The sequence below is a fragment of the Sorangium sp. So ce117 genome, from assembly GCF_051524395.1.
Taxonomy (GTDB): domain Bacteria; phylum Myxococcota_A; class Polyangia; order Polyangiales; family Polyangiaceae; genus Sorangium; species Sorangium cellulosum_B.
In genome coordinates this window covers 5,704,869-5,725,546 of sequence record NZ_CP150309.1, presented here as the reverse complement: position 1 = coordinate 5,725,546, position 20,678 = coordinate 5,704,869, and the positions used below count along the sequence as shown (strand labels likewise).

16 protein-coding genes are annotated in these 20,678 nt (G+C 72.0%); 10 read left to right on the top strand and 6 right to left on the bottom strand.

Annotation, left to right across the window (positions count from 1 at the left end):
• Positions 1-272 precede the first annotated feature (272 nt).
• The 4 genes from WMF46_RS21395 to WMF46_RS21380 all read left to right on the top strand — a co-directional run bounded on the left by WMF46_RS21395 (position 273) and on the right by WMF46_RS21380 (position 6,045).
• Positions 273-572, top strand: coding sequence for an FtsB family cell division protein (locus WMF46_RS21395; RefSeq protein WP_437987279.1), 300 nt, complete (start codon positions 273-275; stop codon positions 570-572).
• Positions 573-851: 279 nt separating this feature from the next.
• Entirely contained in the window at positions 852-2,486 is a 1,635-nt protein-coding gene (locus WMF46_RS21390) for a hypothetical protein (protein ID WP_437987278.1), read from the top strand.
• A 489-nt stretch (positions 2,487-2,975) separates the two neighbouring features.
• Positions 2,976-4,559, top strand: a complete 1,584-nt coding sequence (locus WMF46_RS21385; RefSeq protein ID WP_437987277.1) for a pre-peptidase C-terminal domain-containing protein — start codon at positions 2,976-2,978, stop codon at positions 4,557-4,559.
• Between the two features lie 373 nt (positions 4,560-4,932).
• On the top strand, positions 4,933-6,045 hold the full coding sequence (locus WMF46_RS21380; protein WP_437987276.1) for a DUF1566 domain-containing protein: 1,113 nt from the start codon (positions 4,933-4,935) through the stop codon (positions 6,043-6,045).
• A 97-nt stretch (positions 6,046-6,142) separates the two neighbouring features.
• Here the strand turns inward: WMF46_RS21380 and WMF46_RS21375 are convergent, their stop codons facing one another.
• The 3 genes from WMF46_RS21375 to WMF46_RS21365 all read right to left on the bottom strand — a co-directional run bounded on the left by WMF46_RS21375 (position 6,143) and on the right by WMF46_RS21365 (position 11,413).
• A complete protein-coding gene (locus tag WMF46_RS21375; RefSeq protein ID WP_437987275.1) occupies positions 6,143-7,021 on the bottom strand; it encodes a class I SAM-dependent methyltransferase in 879 nt (292 codons plus the stop codon).
• 45 nt (positions 7,022-7,066) lie between these two features.
• Entirely contained in the window at positions 7,067-8,644 is a 1,578-nt protein-coding gene (locus WMF46_RS21370) for a protein kinase domain-containing protein (RefSeq protein ID WP_437987274.1), read from the bottom strand.
• Between the two features lie 366 nt (positions 8,645-9,010).
• Positions 9,011-11,413, bottom strand: a complete 2,403-nt coding sequence (locus WMF46_RS21365; protein WP_437987273.1) for a DEAD/DEAH box helicase — start codon at positions 11,411-11,413, stop codon at positions 9,011-9,013.
• A 639-nt stretch (positions 11,414-12,052) separates the two neighbouring features.
• On the opposite strand from WMF46_RS21365, the gene WMF46_RS21360 reads away from it, so the two are divergent.
• From WMF46_RS21360 to WMF46_RS21340, 5 genes are all read left to right on the top strand, one after another.
• A complete protein-coding gene (locus WMF46_RS21360; RefSeq protein ID WP_437987272.1) occupies positions 12,053-12,406 on the top strand; it encodes a DUF4398 domain-containing protein in 354 nt (117 codons plus the stop codon).
• Between the two features lie 26 nt (positions 12,407-12,432).
• The gene (locus WMF46_RS21355) at positions 12,433-12,900 is read left to right on the top strand and encodes a DUF4398 domain-containing protein (RefSeq protein WP_437987271.1); all 468 of its coding nucleotides are present in this window, start codon (positions 12,433-12,435) and stop codon (positions 12,898-12,900) included.
• Positions 12,901-13,091: 191 nt separating this feature from the next.
• The gene (lspA, locus tag WMF46_RS21350; protein WP_437987270.1) at positions 13,092-13,775 is read left to right on the top strand and encodes a signal peptidase II; all 684 of its coding nucleotides are present in this window, start codon (positions 13,092-13,094) and stop codon (positions 13,773-13,775) included.
• Between the two features lie 189 nt (positions 13,776-13,964).
• Positions 13,965-14,714, top strand: coding sequence for a signal peptidase II (gene lspA, locus WMF46_RS21345; RefSeq protein ID WP_437987269.1), 750 nt, complete (start codon positions 13,965-13,967; stop codon positions 14,712-14,714).
• A 2-nt stretch (positions 14,715-14,716) separates the two neighbouring features.
• On the top strand, positions 14,717-15,655 hold the full coding sequence (locus WMF46_RS21340) for a prolipoprotein diacylglyceryl transferase (RefSeq protein ID WP_437987268.1): 939 nt from the start codon (positions 14,717-14,719) through the stop codon (positions 15,653-15,655).
• A gap of 234 nt (positions 15,656-15,889) precedes the next feature.
• On the opposite strand, the gene tatC is transcribed toward WMF46_RS21340, so the two are convergent.
• From tatC to rlmN, 3 genes are read right to left on the bottom strand one after another with little or no spacing between them, the layout of a single operon-like run.
• Positions 15,890-16,780 (bottom strand): twin-arginine translocase subunit TatC, encoded by an 891-nt coding sequence (gene tatC, locus WMF46_RS21335; protein WP_437987267.1) that lies wholly within the window; start codon positions 16,778-16,780, stop codon positions 15,890-15,892.
• Positions 16,777-17,520, bottom strand: a complete 744-nt coding sequence (tatB, locus tag WMF46_RS21330; RefSeq protein ID WP_437987266.1) for a Sec-independent protein translocase protein TatB — start codon at positions 17,518-17,520, stop codon at positions 16,777-16,779. The genes tatC and tatB overlap by 4 nt, the downstream gene beginning before the upstream one ends.
• A 44-nt stretch (positions 17,521-17,564) precedes the next feature.
• The gene (gene rlmN, locus WMF46_RS21325) at positions 17,565-18,806 is read right to left on the bottom strand and encodes a 23S rRNA (adenine(2503)-C(2))-methyltransferase RlmN (protein ID WP_437987265.1); all 1,242 of its coding nucleotides are present in this window, start codon (positions 18,804-18,806) and stop codon (positions 17,565-17,567) included.
• A gap of 381 nt (positions 18,807-19,187) precedes the next feature.
• Here rlmN and WMF46_RS21320 point away from each other — a divergent pair, with 381 nt between their 5' ends.
• Entirely contained in the window at positions 19,188-20,651 is a 1,464-nt protein-coding gene (locus WMF46_RS21320; protein ID WP_437987264.1) for an alkaline phosphatase D family protein, read from the top strand.
• Positions 20,652-20,678: the final 27 nt, after the last annotated feature.

Here is a 20,678-nt window from a genome sequence, read left to right as displayed (position 1 = left end):
CGCAGCGGACCTGCCGGACGGCGGGGGACGTGGGTCATGCTAGCGAAGCTTGGGGCTCCATGCGACATCCGACGAACGCCTGTTTTGCAGGGGGATTCGGCGGCGCGCGGCGCGACGGCGGCGCTCGACGTGGGCGCAATCGACGTCGATCGACGCGGCGTGCGGGGTCGTGCTCACCGCGCCTGCCCCGCCGAGAGGCCGGGTAACAGGTAACGCGGAGTTGCAGGAACCCTGGAGGAAAGTTGACAGGAGCGCGGAGGACGTGCGAGCGGATGTCTGTGCGTCGAATAGTGCAGTTCCTGGAGCGGACCCTCCCCATCGCGGTGCTCATCGTCGCCGTCGTGGGCGCACCGATCATGATCTTCTCGCCGCAGGGGCTGCCCCGCCTGAGGGAGCTCGAGAGAGAGCTCGCCGACGTCGAGGAGGAGAATGCCGAGCTCGGGCGGCAAATCGAGGCGCTCCGCGGCAAGGTGGCGCGCCTGCGCGACGACCCGACCGCCGTGGAGAGGATCGCGCGCGACAACCTGGGTCTCGTGCGGCAGAGCGAGGTGGTCTTTCAGTTCTCCCGGTGAGGACTCCGGGTCTCTCGGTCCTCCCCTGGCCTGTTGTCATATCGGCCACATGGCTCCGCCGCGGAAGCGCTCCGCGCCAGGACGTGAGCCAGCGCTCGGTGCGAGCCCATGAGCTCGCCTGGCTCTCTCCCTCGCCCAGCGCGCGCCACCCCGCCGCCTGGGGTGGTGAGGGAGCGGGCCCGCTGGCCGCTCGCCGCCCGTCCAGAAGGAGCAGCGTCCGTCGTGACCGGATGCGGGGCGCTGCACGCTGGCAGCGTCCTTTCTGGTATTGTGCAGCGAGTGTCGCTAGACCTGGGCCGCCTCCTCATCGCCGCCGGCGCCGTCTCCAAGGCTGAGGTCGAAGCCGCCCTCTTCGTGGCGGTCCTGCGGGGCATCCCGTTCCCTCGCGCCCTCATCGACCGCGCCGCCCTCAGCGAGCGCGCCTTGGAGGAGGAGCTCGATCGCAACGGCGGCCTCGCGCTCCGGCAGGTCGTCGGCGCCCGCGATCTCGTCGCGCGCTTGCCGCGCGCCATGTGCCGCCGCCTCGGCGCCGTCCCGATCCGCGTCGATCCCGGCGTCGGCACCATCGACGTCGCGGCGGCCGATCCGCTCGATCGCCACATCGCCGACGAGTTCAGCTTCCACCTCGGCGCGCCGGTGCGCATCTTCCGCGCGCCGATCACGGCGATCGAGGAGGCCATCCGCGCTCTCGATCTCGACGAGCGGGAGCAGGTCCCCTCCCGCGCGCGGCGCGCGACCCCGGCGTTTCCGCACGGCGCGCCCCAGTCGACCATCCCGCCGCCGCCGTCGTCCGAGGTGCCCATCCCGCTGATCCGTCGCTCCTCGGTACCGTCGTTCGACGAGGCGAGCCTGGTCGATGCGCCGAGCGGCAAGCATGGCCACCGCGGAGCGGCGCACAACGGTCACGCTCAGCGCGCGGACACGCCGGCGGCGCACGAGGACGCGATCCTGCCGCTCCGCCACGCCAAGGCGGCCCCCGGCGCGCGCGGCTCTCCCTCGAGCGCTCGCCGCTCAGCGGACGCCGAACGCGGCGCCGGCAGGAGGGCGACCGGGCGTCAGGCGGCCCTGCGCGCGCCGGCGGTCGAGCCGCCGGCCGTCTCCTTTCCGCCGCCGCCCGTGGAGATCTCGCCGCCCTTCAAGCTGCTCGCCTCGATCCTGCCCCAGGCCTCGCCTGGCCCCGACCGCGCGCCGGACAGCGCCGGGCGGGAGCCGGCCCCCTCGACGCGGCGCCTCGGCCGGCTGCCGCTCGACGCGCCCTCCGGCCTCGCGCCGCGCTCGCGCCGCCGCTCCGTCGATGCGGAGGCCCCGTCGCCTGGAAGCGGCAGGGCTCGCCCGGAGAGCGCGGCGCCGCCGTCGAGCAGGCGCTCCGGGCGGCTCCCGGCGCTGCCCCCCGCGCCCGAGCCGGAGCTCGGCGATCCTCTCGACGACGATCCGCCGCCGCAGCCCTTCGTCGATCTGAGCGACGTCATCGACGCGCTGTACCTCGCGCGCACGCGCGACGACGTCATCCGGCTCGCGCTCCGGGGGCTGCGGCTGTTCGCCGGGCGTGTCGCCATCTTCGCCGCGCACCGCGGGGTCTTTCGTGGGTTCGCGTGCAACGCGGAGTTCGGCGACCAGGAGGCGCTGCGCAAGCTCTCCCTCCCGATGGATCAGCCGAGCGTGCTCGCCACGGCCGTGGCGACCCACCTCTACGTCGGCCCGATCCCCGGCACCCCCACCCACGCGCCGCTGCTCGACGTCATGGTCAACCCGAGCCTCGACGTCGCCGCCGTCGCCGTGCAGGTCGTCGGCCGGCCCGCGATGATCCTGGTCGCCGATCGGATCCTCGACACCTCGAGCGGCTCGCGCCGGATGGTCGAGCTCGCGCGCGCCGTCGGCGAGGCCTTCAGCCGGATCCTGTCGGCGCGCGGGTGAGCGCCCGCCGTCGTCCCGCGCGACGAGCGCTGCGCGCCGCCCCGACGCTGCCCTGAAGGATCGCGCCGCGCTCGGCGCCCGCGGAGGTGTCCGCGCGCTGTCGGCTGCCGCGGCGCTCGCAGCTGCGCCCGCGCGCGTCGCGTTGCAGCCGTCGCGTTGCATGCGTGCGTTCCGCGCCTTTCATCGGCGCAACAGAGGCAGGAGGATCCTGATGCCGCCCTGGTGCAAGTACGCGTCGCCCGATCTCAAGATGTGTTGTTTTCCAGTGTGTCTGTCCGACACGATCTGTTCGCTTCGCGTATTACAGGAATTTTCCTGTGACAAGGGAACCGCGTCCGCTCTCTTCGAAATTTTTTACAATCCTGAACCCTTTTTATGAACGGCGGTCAGATTTGGCTATCCGACTGAGGGTCAAATCGGGTTAAGGCATTTGGGTCTCATCGAGTTCGCGTGGACAGCGTGATTCGCCTCCCCCGAAAGGAGCTCCAAATGCATCCTGCAAAGACGCACGAGAGCAATGTGATCGCCCGTAAGCTCGTTCTGGTGATCGCTGGTTTGACCGCTGCCGCGGCTGGTTGCTCGGCAGACGTCGGCGGCGCCGACACCGAGGAAGTTGGCACGAATCAGCTGGGATTTGAGCGATTCGAGCGGACGGTGTTCCGGGAGCCTGACACCGGCATCTACATTGTTAACGGGGACACGCCGGTCGTAGATATCAAGCATCTGCGCGAGTTCTGGGAGGCGCATGTGCGCGGTGGTGCGCTGATCGTCAACCAGGAAGGCGGGGAAGACGTCATCTGGACGGCGGAGCAGCGGCACAACCTCTCGTACTGCGTGAGCACGAGATTCGGGGACAAGTACGAGGAGGTCGTCACGGCGATGGCGGATGCCGTCAAGGCATGGGAGGACGTCACGGACGTCGACTTCATCCATGTCGAATCTGCCGACTCGCGCTGCACGTCGAGCACCAGCGAGGTCCTGTTCGACGTGAACCCCGTCAGCGCCGGCGGCCAGTACCTGGCGCGCGCCTTCTTCCCCGGCCAGTCGAGGTACTCGCGGAACGTGCTGATCGACAGGACCGCTTTCGACAGCACGCGGCCCACGATCACGGGCATTCTCCGCCACGAGCTCGGCCACACCCTTGGCTTCCGTCACGAGCACACCCGTCCTGAGTCGGGCACCTGCTTCGAGGACGACAACTGGCGTTCCCTCACCGAGTACGACGGCGCGTCCGTCATGCACTATCCCCAGTGCAACGGCACAGGCGACAGCACGCTCGTCCTCACGGAGAAGGACATCGCGGGCGTCCGGTCGCTCTATGGCACGTCGAGCGGAGACGGCGGTGACGGCGGAGGTGATGGAGGCGGCGGGGAGCCGCCGACCGGGGAGCCGCCGACCGGGGAGCCGCCGGCCGGGGAGCCGACCACCGAGAACTTCAGCGGTCGCGTCGCCCGGGGAGCCTTCGATGCGGTCGGGCCCGCCGAGGGGTTCGAGGTCGTGGCCGGGACGACCCTCACCGTCGTCATGACCGGGACCGGAGACCCCGATCTCTTCGTGAAGTTCGGTGATGCGCCGACGGCGAGAGCGTTCGATTGCCGGCCCTACCTCAGCGACGCCAACGAGACCTGCACGCTCGATGTGCCCCAGGGCCAGACGAGGGCCTTCGTCAAGGTGCACGGCTTCACGGCCTCGACCTACGACATCGAGGTGCGCTACTCCGCGCCGAAGGCGCCCGGAGGCGAGCCCGGAGGTGAGCCCGGAGGCGGCGGCACCGAGACGTCGACGAGCTTCGACGGCAGCGTCTCGCGGCGCGAGACGGCGTCCCACGGGCCAATCTCGGTGGTCCCGGGCACGACCTTCCGGGCCGTGATGAGCGGCACCGGGGATCCCGATCTCTACGTGCGGTTCGGCGAGCAGCCCACCCTGAGCGCCTTCGACTGCCGGCCTTACCTCGACGGCGCGGACGAGACGTGCGAGCTGACGGTCCCGGAAGGGCAGTCGGAGGCCTTCCTCCTCGTGCAGGGGTACGCGGAGAGCACCTACACGGTGAAGGTCGACTACACGACGCCGTGACGCGGCGGACCCTCGGCCCGCAAAGGCGGAGAGGGCGCCAGACGCAACCTGCGTAGAAGAGGGCGACGCGGCGGAGAGGCACCGAGGTGCACGGGATCAACCCCACTCTCCGCCGCGCGTCGTTCTTCCATCATGCTCGCTTCGCCTCTCATGGACTGACCGGCCCGCGCGGGCGGCGCGAACGCCGCCGACGCGGGCGCGGGCGCGGGCAAACGCGCGCGGGGGGGAACGAAGCGGCGGGCGGCGGCCGGCGGGCGGCGGGCGGTGGTGATGCGAGCCTGCAGCGCGAGGCGCCTGCGAGGAAGTCGACCCCCGCGCCCCGGTGAATGATAGGCTGCTGGCCCGGATCCTCTCCTGGCGCCGCCGCTTGCCCATGCCGAACGAGACCCCTCACGCCCTTCGCTTCACCTGGCTGTTGGCCGCGCTGCTCGTGGAGTCCGTCACGCTCGCCGGATGCATCGGAGAGCCCTTTCAGTTCGGCAGCGGCGGCGGCGAACCGATCGGCGGTGGCGGCAGCGAACCGATCGGCGGCGGTGGCGGCGAGCCGATCGGCGGCGGGGGCGCCGGGGGAGGGACCGGCGGCGGAGGGCCGCAGCCCGTGCCGGTGACATGGCCGGACTCGCCGACCACGCGCTGCTCGAACGGGACCACCGTGCTGGAGGCGTGCCCAGGGCCCTCGGCGCCCTTCTTCGGACAGGACGGGAACTACGAGATCGCCGTCCCCTCCTACACAGAAGCCGACGGCGCGGTGGAAGACTCGGTGACCGGGCTCACCTGGGAAAAGGTGGTGGAGAACGGGATGTTCACGCTGGTCGGCGCGCAGGAGCACTGCGCGGCGCTCAGCGCCCAGGGCATCGGCGGCCTCTCGGACTGGCGCCTGCCGACGCGGATCGAGCTCGTCTCCATCCTGGATTTCGGCCATGCCACGGCGTTTCCCGATATCTTCTTCACGTCCACCCAGGACAGCTTCTACTGGTCCGCGACCGACGTCGCCGCGGACAGCTCGTTCGCCTGGGGTGTGCTGGCCAGCGATGCGTCCCTCGGCTTCTTCCCGAAGGACGACACGGCCGGCGCGCGGGCGCTGTGCGTCGGAGGTGTGAAGGGGATCGCGCCGGCCGATCTCTCGCCCGGCGAGGACTGGGTGCTCGATCGCTCGACGGGGCTCGTCTGGCAGCGCCACGCCTCCCAGACCCGGTTCATCTGGAGCGACGCGCTCGCGCACTGCCAGGACCTCGGCCTCGCCGCGAAGAGCGACTGGCGGCTGCCGAGCGCGAAGGAGCTGCTCTCGATCGTCGATGATCGGCGGTCCGGGCCGGCGATCGACCTGGCGGCCTTCCCGGGGACGCCGTCCGACGTCTTCTGGTCGTCGACGCCCGCCATCGGCAGCGCGGAGAAGGCCGTCCTCGTCAACTTCACGAACGGCGCATCGCAGGACCACACGGTCCGCGATCGGCGGCTCGTGCGCTGCGTTCGCTCCGACGGGTGAGCGCCGCTCATGCGCCGAAGGGCGGGTCCGATGGCGCATGGCATGCGCCGCCGCCGCCCCCCCGCTGCCAGCGATGAGCCCACGCCGCGGCGGCCGCTCAGCCCCCGGGCTTGACGAACTTCAGGACGAAGCGGTCGCTCGTGCCCCGCTTGTCGCCCGCCACCATCGGCGAGGCGTTCCAGTCGCGCGTGTCCGCGGGGCTCCGGAGGAAGGTCGCCTCGGCCGCGAGCCGGAAGCCGGCCCGCTCGATCTCCTCGCGCACGATCTTCTCCTCGATGCGGTGGAGCGTCTTCACCTCGGTGACGCCCGTCCCGGCGCGCCCGGCATGATCGACGATCGCGAACACGCCGCCGGGCTTGAGCGCGCGGAAGACCGCGCGGTTCATCGCGGCCCGGTCCGCCTCCATCCACACCGTGTCGTGGTAGAAGAGCACGAAGAACACGGCGTCGAGATCCCGCGCCTCGGGCGGCAACGGGTCGTCGAGCTCGCGATCGACCCGGACCACCGACTTCATCACGGGCTTCTTGAGCCGCTCGCTCCACGGCTTCTCGGCGAAGCGCTCGAGGACGAAGCGGTTGTTCTGCGCATAGACGACCCCTCCCGGCCCGACCGCCCGCGCCAGGAGCTCGGCCGAGTAGCCGCCCCCCGCCGCGAGCTCCGCGACCTTCATCCCCGGCTGAATGCCGAAGAACGCGAGCGTCTCCGCAGGCTTACGGCCGGCGTCGAGCGCCCGGTCGGCGTCCGCGCGATCGGCGGCGTCGACGACGGCGCGCAGGGCAGCAGGCACCTCGACCGAGGCGACCGATAGCGGCGCCGGGGCGACCGCGTCGCCCGGGGCGGGGGCCGCCGCAGCGGGCGGCGCATCGGGCTGAGCCGGGGGCGCAGCCGTCGGAGGCGGCGGAGCTGCGGGCGGCGAGGCGCTACACCCGGCGAGCGCGGTCAGGGCGAGGACGAGGAGAACGTGAGGGCGTCGCATGCCGCGCTGCTAACCGAGCGGACCGAGCGCCGCAAGCGATGCGGCTCACGGGGTGCCCGCGGCCGGCGCGGTGGCGGGGGCGGTGCCCGCGGCCGGCGCGGCACCCGCGGTAGAGCCCGCGGCCGGCGCAGCGCCCTCGGCGGGGCTCGCAGGGGAAGGAGCTCTTCGCAGGGGCAACAGCGCGGCCTGCACGGCGGCGGTGATCTGCGGCTGCACTGCCCGAACGGCGCGCTGCACGGCCGCGGGGGAGGCTGCGCTCGGTCCGCCGCGGCCGACGCGCACGCTGGCGACCGCGATCCCCGCCAGCGCTGCGCAGGCGATCGCCGCCGCGAGCAGGCGCTGCCGCGTCGCCCCGGCCGGCGGCAGGACCGCGCCCGGCGCCGAGGACGGCGGCCGCGCCTCGTCGCGCGGCCTCGGCGTCAAGGAGACCGCCCCCCTCAGGCTCGACGCCTGGAGCGGCTCGAGCGAGCTCTCCTCGCCGGACGCCGGCGCCACGGCGTGGAACCCGCCGCTCACCGGGGCGCTCGACGGCGCCGGGAGCGCCGCGTCGATGCCATCGAGCGCATCGAGGGCATCGAGCGCCTCGGCCTCACCACCGAGCACCTGCGACGATGGGCCGGGGCGTCGCGTTGCGCGCAGGGTGAAGGGGCTGTCCGCGTCGGCGCGCGTCAGCTCGCCCCCCTCCAGATCGTCTTCGTCCTCGGGGAGCTCGGGCGTGTGGGGGCCCGGCGGACGCGACTCCGGCGACTCCTTCAGCGCGGCGCTCACGAGCGCCCCGAGGTCCTCCGGCGTGCCGATCTCGTGGCCTGCCTCGCGCAGCGCCTCGATCGCCTCCAGCATCGCGCGCGCGTCGGGGAAGCGGTCGTCCCGGCGCGGCGCGAGCGCGCGCGCGAGGATCGCCTCCAGCGCGGGGCTCACCTCGGGGCGCAGCTCGCTCGCCCGCAACATCTGCCCCTCGCGCGCCGCCGCCATCCGCGAGGCGGCGCTGCTCCCGGGGAAGGGCCGCGTCCCGGTGAGCATCTGGAACAGGACCACCCCGAGGGCGAACACGTCGGCGCGCGCGTCGACGCGCTCGCCGTCGAACTGCTCGGGCGGCATGTAGCTCGGCTTCCCGACCAGGTCGCGCCGGGCGGTGTCCCCCACGTCGCCCCGCGTGGCGATCGCCACGCCGAAGTCCGCGATCTTCACGACGCCGCTCAGCGAGATGAGCACGTTTCCAGGGCTCACGTCGCGGTGCACCATCAGCCGCCCCTCGGCGGCCGAGCGCTCGTGCGCGTAGCCCAGCCCCTCGAGTACCTGGGCGGCGACGAAGAGCGCGATCGGCACCGGGACGGACTCCCCGCGCGCCCAGAGCCCCTTGCAGAGTCGCCCGAGATCCGTCCCGGACACGAGCTCGAGCACGAGGTAGAAGTCGCCCGCATCATCGACGCCGAAGTCGAGCACCTCATCGATATTCGGGTGCTTGAGGCGGGTCATCATGCTCGCCTCGGCGATGAAGAGCTGCCTGAGATCGTCGCTGCCAGCGTGCATCGGGACGATTCGCTTGATGGCGACCGGGACCTCCTCGCCGTCCGGCCCGAGCGCGACCGCGCGAAACACCTCGCCCATCCCGCCGCGCGCCATCCGCGGTCCAATGGCGTAACGCCCCAGAACAACCCCCCTCGATGGCGCGCTCTCCACGGTGCCCCGACTCTAGATTGCACCGAGGGGCGGGGTAAAGGGGCGACAGCGCTCGATCTCCAGAGACGCTGCGGTCGATTGCAGAAATCGACTCGTGGTGTTCCCCTCTGCGCCGAAACATGGCTGTCACATCGCCAGGGCGGACGGCGGCGACACGTCCACGACGAGCGCCCATCGCGAGCGTGGCAGGGGCTCAGGGGCGCAGAGCGAGGTGGATGTCGCTGGATCTGCGTGGGCCGGGTACCCGTCCGCTCAGGACATGATGCGCGGCGCGCCGCTGCGAGCGCCCGGAGGCGCTCGGCGCCGGGCTCACGCCTGGTGGAGCAAGATCGCGAGGAGCCCGAGCGACGCGCGCTTGCGCTTCGCGTCGATGGTCTCCGTGGCGCCGACGCAGAGCGGACAGCCGGCCTCGTCGCAGCGGCAGCCGGCGATGAGCTGCCGCGTGCGCGCGAGGAGCTCGTCGCGCTGCTCGTAGATGCGCTCGGAGAGCCCGACGCCGCCTGGCACGTTGTCGAACAGGAACAGCGTCGGATCGAAGACCCCGGCGGCCTCTCCGCCGGCCGGGACCTCCCGCGCCTCGCTCCCGTCCTCGAGCGTCTGGCCGATGTCGCGCGGATCGCACATGAGCGAGAGCGTCGCGACCGTCTCCAGCGCCCGCGCGATCCCGCGCAGGCCGTCGATGGCGGTCGCGCGGCCGAGGCCGAGCTCCTCGCAGAGCGGCTCGGGCACGGTGAGCCAGAACGAGGTCGTGTGCATCTGGATGTCGGGCAACCGCACGTCGCCGTATCCCGTGTTCTCGTGCGTGTAGAACTTGATCTTCTTGTACCCGACCACCTTCTCCACGATGCTCACCTCGCCGAAGGCGGCGGTCGCCCGGCCGAGCGGGGCGGCCGCGCTCTCGTCGAGGATGCTCACCTTCCGGTGGGTGAGCGCGGTCGTGAAATAGTCGGGGACGACCTTCGTCACGAAGGCCTTGTGGTTCTCGTAATCGAGCCGCTCGACCTGGTACTGCTCGCCGTCGTGCTGGTAGATGGCCTGTTCGTGGAGCATCGTCGGCGCCGCGCGCCAGTCGAGCTCCGCCAGCGTCTTGCCATGGGCCTTGTCGATGATGACGAAGTTGTCCCAGCCCACCGAGCGCAGGCTCACGTGGTTCGCCGGATACGCGTCGCTCGCCCAGTGGAAGCGATCGTTCGACTCGTGCACGACCCCGTTGTCCTGCAGGAAGCGGAGCGCCGCCACGGTGTCGTCCGGCGGCATCGCCGCGTAGGGCTCCCCCTTGAGGAACGGCAGCTCGAACGCCGCGCACTTGAGGTGCTGCACGAGGATCTCGGTGTTCTGCGGATCGATCCGGGCCGACTCGGCCCCGCGCTCCAGCAGGTACCCCGGGTTCCTCGCGAGGTACTGGTCGAGCGCCGCGCTGGTGGCGCACAGGACCGCGATGCTCGTCTTGCCGCGCCGGCCCGCCCGGCCGAAGCGCTGCCACGTCTCGGCGACCGACCCGGGGTAGCCGGCGCAGATCACCGCGTCGAGCTCGCCGATGTCGATGCCGAGCTCGAGGGCGTTCGTGGCCACGACGCACAGGATCTCGCCCTCGCGCAGCCCCCGCTCGACCCGCCGGCGCGTCTCCGGGAGGTAGCCGCCGCGGTACGCCATGATCGCGTCCTCCGCCCCGATCTCCTTGCCGACGCCATCGCGCAGGTACTTCAGCATGATCTCGACCGAGTTGCGCGACTGGCCGAACACCAGCGTCGGCACGCGGGCGCGGGCGAGATCCCCGGCGAGGCGCACCGCGCTCTTCAGGGTGCTGGCGCGCACCCCGAGCTCCGCGTTCACCACCGGCGGGTTGTACAGGAAGAAGCGCCGCGGCCCCCGCGGGGCGCCTGACTCGTCGATGAGCTCGAGCTCGTCCTCGGCGATGCCCAGCAGGCGCGCGGCGTGCGCCCGCGGGTTGCCGATCGTCGCCGTCGCGCAGAGGAAGGTCGGGCTCGACCCGTGGAACGCGGCGACCCGGCGCAGCCGGGCGAGGACGTGGGCGACGTGCGACCCGAACACGCCGCGGTAGGTATGGAGCTCGTCCAGCACGACGTAGCGCAGGCGCTGGAACGTCCGCGCCCAGTGCGCGTGGTGCGGCAGGATCCCCGCGTGGAGCATGTCGGGGTTGGTCATCACGATGGGGCTGCGCTCGCGCGCCGCCCGCCGGGCGTCGCCCGGCGTGTCACCGTCGTACACGATCGCCGGGATCGTGAGCCCCGCCTCGCGGATGAGCGCGTGCAGGCCGGCCTCCTGATCCCGGGCGAGCGCCTTGGTGGGGTACAGGTAGATCGCGCTGCCGCCCTGGCCCGACGCGGCGCCCTCGGCGAGCGCGTCGAGCACCGGGAGATGGAAGCAGAGGCTCTTGCCGCTGGCGGTGGGCGTCGCGACGACCACGTGCCTCCCCGCCCGCGCCGGCTCCGCCGCGGCGCTCGGGCCTGCCGGCTTCGCGCGGGCCGCCGCGAAGGCCCGCGCCTGGTGGTCGTAGAGCCGATCGATGCCGCGCCGCTCCAGGGCGCCGCGGAGCGCCGGCGCGAGCGCGTCGGGCATCGGGGCGGTGCGCGCGTCGGCCGGCGGAAGCTCGCGATCCGCGGTGAAACAAGGGCGGACATAGCCGGAGGCAAGCCACGACGAGATGACGGTCTCGACGCCGGTCTCGATCTTCCAGGGGGGCGACGGCATGACGCAGGTATACTAAACAGATGCGCCGTGTCACTCAACCGGATCGGGCGCGACGCACACGTCGGCCGCCGTGGCGCGGCGCTGGCCTGCGCGGCCGGGATCTCGGAGGCGGCGCGCGGGTGAGGGGAGGGCGGCGCGCGGGTGAGGGGAGGACGGCGCGCGGGTGAGGGGCCGGCGCGGCAGGCGCGGCGGATCGGCGCGGCAGGCGGGCGTGGCGGGCCGGCGCGGAACGCGGTCGCGGCGGGCTGCCGCGGCAGGCGGGCGTACAGCGAAGAGGGGGCATCTCCCGTCCTCGAACGAGATCCGGTGTCTTGGGCTCTCCTGTGGTCCAGTTGCCGCACGCGACGCACATGGGGGCTCCGGCGAATGGCTCGTTTGCGCGCAACGGATGGGAAGCGCGGATACGGCGCGTGAGGCGATGTCTCAGTGTCGTCGTGATTCCTTCTGCACCGACGGACGCAGGGCGGTGCCTCTCGCGTGCGCGCTCAGGCGCCGCCCCGAGACCGTCGGCCCTGGTGTGCTGGTTGCCTGAGGACGAGCCGATCGACGACGGAGATCCGGAGTCGATGATCCCATCCGCTCTCTCACCCGCCTTCTCCGGGCGACCTCTCGTCCGGGGCTGGCAACGAGGTGTCGCACATGAAAAACGCAGTGGTCTTGACGCTCTTCGGCGCGTCGCTGGCGGGGTGCGCCGCGTACGCTCCAAGCTTCGGCGAGCGGCTCGGCGCGTCGGAGGCGATGATTCGAGCCGCCGAGGAGGTCGGAGCCGACGAGGATCCGCGGGCGGAAGCCCACCTCCGCCTCGCCCGGGAGCAGGTGCAGCGGGCGACGCGGCTGTCGGAAGGCGGCGTGCCCGATCGGGCGCAACGCATGCTCCTGCGCGCGCAGGCGGACGCGGAGCTCGCGCTCGCCCTCACGCGCGAGGCGCAGGCTCAGGCCCGCACGCACGAGGCGCTCGAGGAGGTCGGATCCATCCAGCGGCAGCTCCGCTAGGGCTCGCCGAGAGGAGGCGCAGAATCATGCGAACCAATCACGGGACAGTGGCCATTCTGCTCGTCGGCGGTCTCCTGGGGTGCGCGAGCGCCCCGCTCCCGCCGAAGGAGCTCATCGAGGCGAGGAAGAGCTACGAGCGCGCCCGGGCGAGCGCGGCGGCAGAGCTCGCGCCCGCGGACCTGCGCGGCGCCACCGAGGCGATGGAGCGCGCGGAGCAGGCGTTCGCCGGGGGGAGCGAGCTCGCCGAGGCGAGGGATCTCGCGTACCTCGCGGGGCGCCGGGCGCAGCTGGCCGAGTCGCTGGGGCGCGCGGCGGCCACGGAGCGGCAGCGCGGCGCGGCCCTCCAGGCGTACGGCGAGGTGCACCTCGCGCTGCGAAGGAGGGGGGCGCCGGCGGTCGACCCGGCCGGTCCCACCGATCCTCCCGGACGGGAAAAGGCGCCGGTGCGGCCGCGCGCCCCGGAGCGTCCGGTGGTGATCCTGAACCAGCGGTGAACCGGCGCGGCGATCGGCGGAGGAGACGCGGGCGAGGGCGGAAGACGGAACCGGAAGGCGCGAGGGGGAAAACGGACGAGCAGACGAACGGACGAACGGACGAACGGAAGAGCAAAAGACGACCGCCGCCGGGCATCGCCCTGCTCGAGGCTGTTTGCTCCGTGCCACGCCATCGCGTAGAAGCGAAGACGATGTCCTCGGACGCACCGCAAGCGTCGCCCGTCGCGCACCTTCCCGACGATCTCCCCAGCGAGGAGCGCGCCTCGCTCCGCTTCTTGGCCGTCGTGGCGCTCGTCTCGTGCGCCGCCGACCTGGTGACGAAGGGGTGGGCGCACGCGCGCCTCGCCGGGTTCGACCCGAAGCGGTCGGGCGCGAAGGTCCTCACGATCATCCCGGACCACCTCGATTTCATCTTCGCGCAGAACCCCGGCGGCGCCTGGAGCTTCCTGCGCGGCCTCCCGGACGGCCTGCGGCGGCCGTTCTTCCTGTTCGTCTCCGCCGCGGCGATGGTCTTCATCTTCTCGATCTACCGGCGCGTCCACAGGGACCAGACGGGGATGAAGTGGGGGCTCGCGCTGGCGCTCGGCGGCGCGATGGGCAATCTGGTCGACCGGATCCGCTACGGCTGGGTCATCGACTTCATCGACGTGTACGTGATCCGCGGCGGCCGGGAGTTTCACTGGCCGACGTTCAACGTGGCCGACATCGCGATCGTCGCGGGGGTCATCCTGATGTCCAAGGACATGATCGTCGCGACCCGCAGCGCGAGCGCGCCGTCTCCAGACGCTCGCGGCGCCTCGGAGGGCCCGGCGGGCGGCGACCCCACACCTCCGCTATCGACGGAAGCGCCTCCGCCTGTGCCGCCGGCCAGCTGAAGGACGCGAGCGGGCGGCTCGGCCGGAGCAGACGGCGCGCGGCGCGGCGCCCGGGTGTGGCGCGGCGCGGCGCGCGCAAGTCACGCACGTCACGTGACACGCGCAAGGCGTGAAAGACGCGCGCGGCGGCGCCTGCGGAGGGAAGCCTTTGCCGGAGCGCTCGGTTTGTCGTAGAGGAACGCGCTCCGCATGACTGAAGACGCGACGCCGCGAGACGCTCCCGTTGAGACCGAAGGTGCCCACGCCGAGTCGCATCGCTCCGCGCCCGTGAACGCGCCGGCCGGCGAGCCGCCGGCCTCCGCCGGCGAACGCGACCACGAGGGGCGCGGCTCCTCGCAGGAGGGGGACGCCGACGACGTGGTCGCGCCGACGAAGCCCGCCTACCGGCCGTCGTACGTGTTCCTGATCGTCGTCTCGGCCATCACCCTGGCCGCCGATCTCGGCACGAAGTGGTGGGCCAAGGACCGGCTGGAGCCGCAGGCGCTCACGGACCTCACCGCCGCGCGGCCGCTCTCGTTCCGGAAGATCGAGGTGATCAAGGATCACCTGAACATGATCTTCGCGAAGAACCACGGCGGAGCGTGGGGCATCCTGGGCGACGAGAGCGAGGCGATCCGCCGCCCGTTCTTCCTGGTGGTCTCGCTCGCGGCGATCGTCTTCATCGTCTCGCTGTACCGCAAGCTCCACCCCTCCCAGATCGCGCTCAGGTGGGGGCTGCCGCTCGTGCTCGGCGGTGCGCTCGGGAACCTGGTCGACCGCATCCGTTACGGGTACGTCATCGACTTCATCCAGGTCCGGCTCACCTCGACGTTCGTGTGGCCGACGTTCAACGTGGCCGACATCGCGATCGTCGTCGGCGTCGGGCTGATGGCGATCGACATGTTCTCCCCCCACCGCCCCGAGCCCAAGGCGTCCGGCGCGAAGGCGTCCGCGGGCTGATCATGCGGCCCGAGCTGTTCCGCCTGCTCGACGTTGCGTTCCCTGCCTACTTCCTTCTGCTGCTGACCGGCTTCCTCTTCGCGACGGCCATCGGCGCGCTGTGGGCGAGGCGGATCGGCGAGAACCCGGATGTGATCGTCGACCTGGGGCTCGCCTGCCTGCTCGCGGGCGTCGTCGGCGGCAGGCTCCTCCACGTCGTCGCCGACGGATACTTCTGGGATTACGTGCACCTCTGCACCGACCCGTCGCTTGTCGACTGGAAGGTCGAGCAGGCGCTCTGCGCGTCGCGGTACCACGGCGTGTGGGACGCGGCGAAGGGGGTATGCCACCCGATCGAGCGCGATTGCCTGGCGTGGGCGAAGTTCTGGGCCGGCGGCCTGACGTACTACGGCGGCTTCGTTGGCGCGTCGGCGATGGCGTACTGGCTGCTCAAGCGCGATCGGTTCCCGTTCTGGAAGGCGGCGGACATGGCGGGCTTCGCCGTCCCGCTCGGCCTCGGGTTCGGCCGGATGGGCTGCCTGCTCGCCGGCTGCTGCTTCGGCCTGCGCACCGACGGGGCGTTCGGGCTCTCGTTCCCGCCGAACAGCCCCGCGAGCGACGCGCAGTTCAAGCTGCTCGAGCTCACGAGCCCGCGCCTGCCGTCGCACCCGGTGCACCCGACGCAGATCTACGAGTCGGCGATGTCGTTCGCCATCGCGGCGATCTGCCTGCTCTACGTGCACGGGCGGAAGCGGTACGACGGGCAGGTCTTCGCGACGTTCCTCGGCCTCTACGCGCTCGGGCGCTTCGTTCTCGAGTTCGCGCGGGCCGACGACCGCGGGGGCTTCGTCGGCCTGTCCACGTCGCAGCTCATCGGGCTCGCGATGGCCGGCGCTGCGGTCGCGATCCACGTGGCGCGGAGCCGGAAGGCAGCGCCCGCGGCGGCCGCGCCCGCCGCCTGACCTGCGCCGCCGCGGAGGACGGCGCGCGGAAGGAGCAGCGCAGCGGTCTGCCGTGCGCCACGCCGCGCGGAGGACGGCGCGCGAAGGAGCAGCGCAGCGGTCTGCGATGCGCCACGCCGCGCGGAGGACGGCGCGCGAAGGAGCAGCGCAGCGGTCTGCGATGCGCCGCGCCGCCGCGGAGGACGGCGCACGGACGACGCCGCGCAGGCGGCCCGGCCGGCGCCGCGCCGCCCGTCAGCCCTTGGTGACTTCCTTCTCCTTGCGCGCCTTGTACGCCGCGCGCTGGGCGTCGGTCGGCGGCTTGCCGAAGAGGTACGCGAGGCCGATCGAGAGCACGTAGAGCAGGCACATCGGCACGGCCATGACGAGCTGGCTCGTGATGTCCGGCGGCGTCAGGACGGCCGCCAAGACGAAGGCGCCGAACACGAACCAGCGGCCGAACAGGATGAGCTGGATGTAGTTGACGATGCCGGCGATGGAGAGAAAGAGCACGATGAGCGGGATCTCGAAGATGATCCCGAAGCCGAGCAGGAGCTGGGCGACGAAGTCGAGGTAGTCGCCCATCATCACGGTCGGCGTGATCGTCACCCCGTCGCCGCCGACCGTGCCGGCCAGGCTGAGGAAGTAACCGAACGAGATCGGGAAGGCCGCTCGCCAGCCGAACCAGCCGCCGCCGACGAACAGGATCGTCGAGAACAGGACGAACGGGATGACGTAGCGCTTCTCTTTGGCGTAGAGGCCGGGCGCGACGAACGACCACAGCTGGTAGAAGATGAACGGCGAGGCCATCGCCGCGCCGCCGATCATCGACAGCTTGAAGTAAGCGACGAACGCGGCCGCGGGCGCGCCGAAGTGGAGCGAGGGGTTGCCCGCCAAGTTCTGCTCTCGCCACGCCTGCACGAACGGGACGGTCAGGAAGTGCAAGAGCTGCTCGCGCACCTCCCACCCCACGACGCAGGCCGCGAAGAAGACAAGGATGCTCCGGACGAGCCGCTTTCTCAGCTCGTCGAGGTGCTCCCAGAACGACATCGGCTTGTCTTCGCCCGGATCCTCCGCGGCGTCGCTCGGCGCGCCCTCCGCCCCCGGGGAGCCGCTCTTCACCGCCGCCGCCTGCTCCTGGCTCATGACGTCGCTCCGTTTCCGGTCACGACGCCCTGCGACGCCGCGGTGGTCTCTGCGGCCACGGGCGCTGTCGCCGCGGTGGTCTCTGCGGTCGCGGGCGTCGTCGCCGCGGTGGTCTCTGCGGTCGCGGGCGCTGTCGCCGCGGTGGTCTCTGCGGCCGCGGTCGCTGTCGCCGCGGTGGTCTCTGCGGCCGCGGGCGCTATCGCCGCGACGGCCTCTGCGGCCGCGGGCGCTGTCGCCGCGGTGGACTCGACGTCGACCGTGGCGTCCGCCGCCTTCGCGGTCTCCGTGGGGGACGCGCTTTCCGGTGCGACCGGCAGGCCGGCGGCGCCGTCCGGGGCCGCGTCCAGCGTCACTCCGTAGGCGTCGCAGCCGAGGACGGGGTACTCGCGCTCGCGGGGCGGGTTCACGACGGGCGGCGGCGGCTCGGGATCCGGCGGCCTCACGCGTGGCGTGGACGAGGCGATCGCACCGGCGGTCACGGCGCCGACGACGGGGTTCACAAGCGTCTCGAGCACGTTGACCCGCGACAGGGCGCGGAGCTCGCGGAGCTCACGCTCGAGCCCCTCCTGGCGGATCAGATCGTCGATGCCGCTCTGCGTCCGGAGATCCGTGCTCAAGCGGCGGAGCTTGGCGATCCAGCTCCCCGCCGACCGCATCATCGCAGGCAACCGCCGGGGACCGACCACGATGATGCCCACGATGGCGAGCACCATGATTTCGCCGAAGCTGAAGCCGAACACGCGCGCAAGCTAGCGCGCGTGGGAGCAGGGATCCATAGCGACGCTCACGCTGGCCTGGGCGGCGCGCTCGGCCCGACGTCGGCTGCGCCGGCGGTCGCCCCGGCGCGGGGCGGCGCCCGGCGGCCGCCCGGTCGCCGCGCCTCCGCCGAAGGCCGCGCGAGCTGCCCGCACGCCGCGCCGACGTCGCCCCCGCCCGAGTAGCGCACGATCGAGCCGACGCCGGCGGCGGAGAGGACCGCGCGGAAGGCGTCGAGCCGCGCCGAGCGCACGAACGGATCGGCCGACGCGCCGCGTTCATCGCCGCCGTCCGGCGAGGGCAGGGGATCGTCGGGCGCGCCGATCGCGTTGTAGGGGATGAGGCTGAGCCGGGGAGAGATGCCGTGCTGCGCCGCGAAGCCGCGGGCGAGCGCGGCCAGGCACGCGGCGTCCTCGTCCGTGTCGTTCTGGTCCGCGAGGAGCGTGTACGCCCACATCGGCGCGTGCCCGCTCGCGCGCGCGTGCTCGCCCACGGCCGCGAGGACCTCCTCGAGCGGGTGCGCGCCGTCGATCGGCATGAGCAGGCGCCGCTTGCCGGGGCGCACCGAGCCGAGCGACAGGCCGAGCCGGACCGCGGGGACCTCGGCCGCGAGCCGCCGGATGCCGGACGGGAGCCCCGCCGTACAGACGGTGATGTTGCGCATGTCGATGGCCTGCGCGCTCGGCTCGGAGAGCACCCGGATCGCCTGGATGACCCGGTCGGCGTTGGCGAGCGGCTCGCCCATGCCCTGGAACAGCACGCCATGGACGCGCGCGCCGCCGCCCACGGTGGCGTCGAGATCGCGGCGGATGAGCCGCACCTGCTCGACGAGCTCCCAGGCCTCCAGGTTGCGCGTGAGGCCCATGCGCCCTGTGGCGCAGAAGGCGCACGCGAGCGCGCAGCCGACCTGCGAGCTCACGCACGCCGAGTACCGGCCCGGCCGCTCGAGCGGGATGCGCACCGACTCGACCGTCGCGCCGTCCTCGAGGCGGAAGGCGTACTTCACGAACGGATCCTCGGCGCTCGCGCGCCGCTCGACGAGCGCGAGCGTCCTGATCTCGCCCGCCGAGCGCGCCGCGTCGAGCGCGGCGCGCCGGACGGTCGCGGGCGCGCGGGCGGGCAGCTCGCCGAGGCGGTGCGCCAGGGAGACGATGCGGCGCGCGTCGGTGAGGTCGATGCCGCAGGCGCCGGCGAGCTCCTCCGGCAGCACGGCCTGGAGCGCGAGGCGGGGGCGGCGTTCGTCCGGGCTGCTTCGAGGGCTGGGATCCACGGCGGATACCGACTAGCGCGCCAGGGCGGCCCAGTCTACGGCCGCGCGCGCATGTTTCGGCGGATCCGCCGGAGGGGGCGCGGGGTCGCGCCGCTCCTTACGGCGTTCTGAGGCGGCGATGCGACACGGCGTTCTGAGGCGGCGATGCGACGCCGTGGTCGCCGCCGGCGTCGCGTCCGCCGATGCCGCGCTCCCGCCCCCCACGCGGTGAGCTCGAGCGGAGAGCGCCTATGGCCCGACGCCCTGCCCCTCTGGCGAGCGCCTCGAGCGAGCCGAAAAACTTGCGTCCTGCCGCCCGCGACGAAACATAGGGGAGAGTGCCCGCCAGGACCACGGCGCCTCTTCCCTCAGCCTGACGAGCTCTCGCCAGAGAGGCGGACCATGGCGTTCAAAAGCGCAGTCATCGGACACACGACGCAGACAACCAGCAGGATCTTGGCCGTCTTCGAGAGGCCCAAGGCGAGGGCGAGGCTGGCGTTCGCGGACGACAACGGCGTTCGCACGCTCGACGTGCCGATCAACAGCGCGCCGCCCTTCGGGCTCGCCACGTTCGAGCTGAGCGGGCTGAGCGGCGAGAGGGTTCGTTATGGCATCGTGGAGCACGACGCAGGAGATCCGCTCCCCACACCCACGGACAACCTGAGCATCAACGGCTCCGCCTTCCGCACCGTCACGAACGGGCCGATTCGAATCGGCCTCGTGAGCTGCAACGACATCGACAACCACGAGTTTCCCAAGGAGCGGCGCGGGGCGATGTGGCGGGCGCTCAAGGCCCTCGTGGACGAAGGCAGGGTGAACCTCCTGGTTCACGCCGGTGACCAGATCTACGGCGACGGTGATCCCACGGGCTGGTCGGCCTCGGAGGGGCGCACTGCCGCGTACCGCAGGCACTACGTGCAGACGTGGTCGCACCCTGACGTGGCGGCGGTCCTCGGGAGCTGCCCGAACGTCATGATGTGGGACGACCACGAGATCTACGATGGCTGGGGGTCGAACAACAACGACGGCACCCCGCAGGCCGTGGAGCGCTACAGGGCCGCGGAGCAGGCGTTCAAGGAGTTTCAGGCGGCGCTGAGCCCGAGGGACCGCTTGAGCAGCGCGGGGTTCGGCTGGATCGCGAAGCACGGCGACATCGCGATCCTCGCGGTCGATGGGCGGTCGCATCGCTCGTGGAAGAACGGGGCGATCCTCGGCAAGCAACAGCTCGACGACCTCGAGCTCAGGCTCAACGAGCTCGCGGCGCTCGATCTCAGGCACCTCTTCGTCGTGGTCGGCACGCCCCTCGTCTACCTGCCGCTCGCGGCCGCCGAGGCGCTCACGAACACGTTCAACATGGCCTCCATCGACGACATCCGGGACGGCTGGGCTGCCTCCAACAACCAGAACGAATGCAGGCGTTTTCTCATGTCTCTCATGAATTTCGCCGGCTTCAGCCCTCGCACCCAGGTGACGCTCATGGGCGGCGACATCCACGTGGGCACGATGGCGCACATCGACACGGTCCTCGGATTCGGGCAGCCGCGCTCGCGACCGCGTCTCTATCAGGTGACCGCATCCGGCATCGCGCGCCCTGCCCCCAAGGGGATGTCCCGCATCATCCTCTCGCTGCTGACGAACGGCGGTAGTCAGAACCTGTTCAACGGCGACATCAAGGGATTCCTCCGGGAGATCTCGGGGTCCGATCACAGGTACTGCGTCACGCATCGCAACTTTGCGATCCTCGACCCGAGCGACGGCGCAGACGACTGGGACAAGAACAACAACCTGGTGGTCCGCTTCCATGTGGAGAAGGAGAGCGGCGCCGTCGGCGTCCTCGAGCAAGTCCTCCCGAGAGTGCACACCTAGGCGCCGGCCGGGCATGCGCCGGCCTTT

Bases quoted from the DNA above. Each gene is read 5' to 3' on its own strand.
- tatC (WP_437987267.1), bottom strand. From the start codon at position 16,780: ATGAGCCAGGAGCAGGCGGCGGCGGTGAAGAGCGGCTCCCCGGGGGCG.
- WMF46_RS21355 (WP_437987271.1), top strand. From the start codon at position 12,433: ATGCGAACCAATCACGGGACAGTGGCCATTCTGCTCGTCGGCGGTCTC.
- WMF46_RS21320 (WP_437987264.1), top strand. From the start codon at position 19,188: ATGGCGTTCAAAAGCGCAGTCATCGGACACACGACGCAGACAACCAGC.
- WMF46_RS21380 (WP_437987276.1), top strand. From the start codon at position 4,933: ATGCCGAACGAGACCCCTCACGCCCTTCGCTTCACCTGGCTGTTGGCC.
- WMF46_RS21370 (WP_437987274.1), bottom strand. From the start codon at position 8,644: ATGGCGCGCGGCGGGATGGGCGAGGTGTTTCGCGCGGTCGCGCTCGGG.
- WMF46_RS21365 (WP_437987273.1), bottom strand. From the start codon at position 11,413: ATGCCGTCGCCCCCCTGGAAGATCGAGACCGGCGTCGAGACCGTCATC.
- WMF46_RS21340 (WP_437987268.1), top strand. From the start codon at position 14,717: ATGCGGCCCGAGCTGTTCCGCCTGCTCGACGTTGCGTTCCCTGCCTAC.
- lspA (WP_437987269.1), top strand. From the start codon at position 13,965: ATGACTGAAGACGCGACGCCGCGAGACGCTCCCGTTGAGACCGAAGGT.
- WMF46_RS21395 (WP_437987279.1), top strand. From the start codon at position 273: ATGTCTGTGCGTCGAATAGTGCAGTTCCTGGAGCGGACCCTCCCCATC.
- lspA (WP_437987270.1), top strand. From the start codon at position 13,092: ATGTCCTCGGACGCACCGCAAGCGTCGCCCGTCGCGCACCTTCCCGAC.
- WMF46_RS21375 (WP_437987275.1), bottom strand. From the start codon at position 7,021: ATGCGACGCCCTCACGTTCTCCTCGTCCTCGCCCTGACCGCGCTCGCC.
- WMF46_RS21360 (WP_437987272.1), top strand. From the start codon at position 12,053: ATGAAAAACGCAGTGGTCTTGACGCTCTTCGGCGCGTCGCTGGCGGGG.
- WMF46_RS21385 (WP_437987277.1), top strand. From the start codon at position 2,976: ATGCATCCTGCAAAGACGCACGAGAGCAATGTGATCGCCCGTAAGCTC.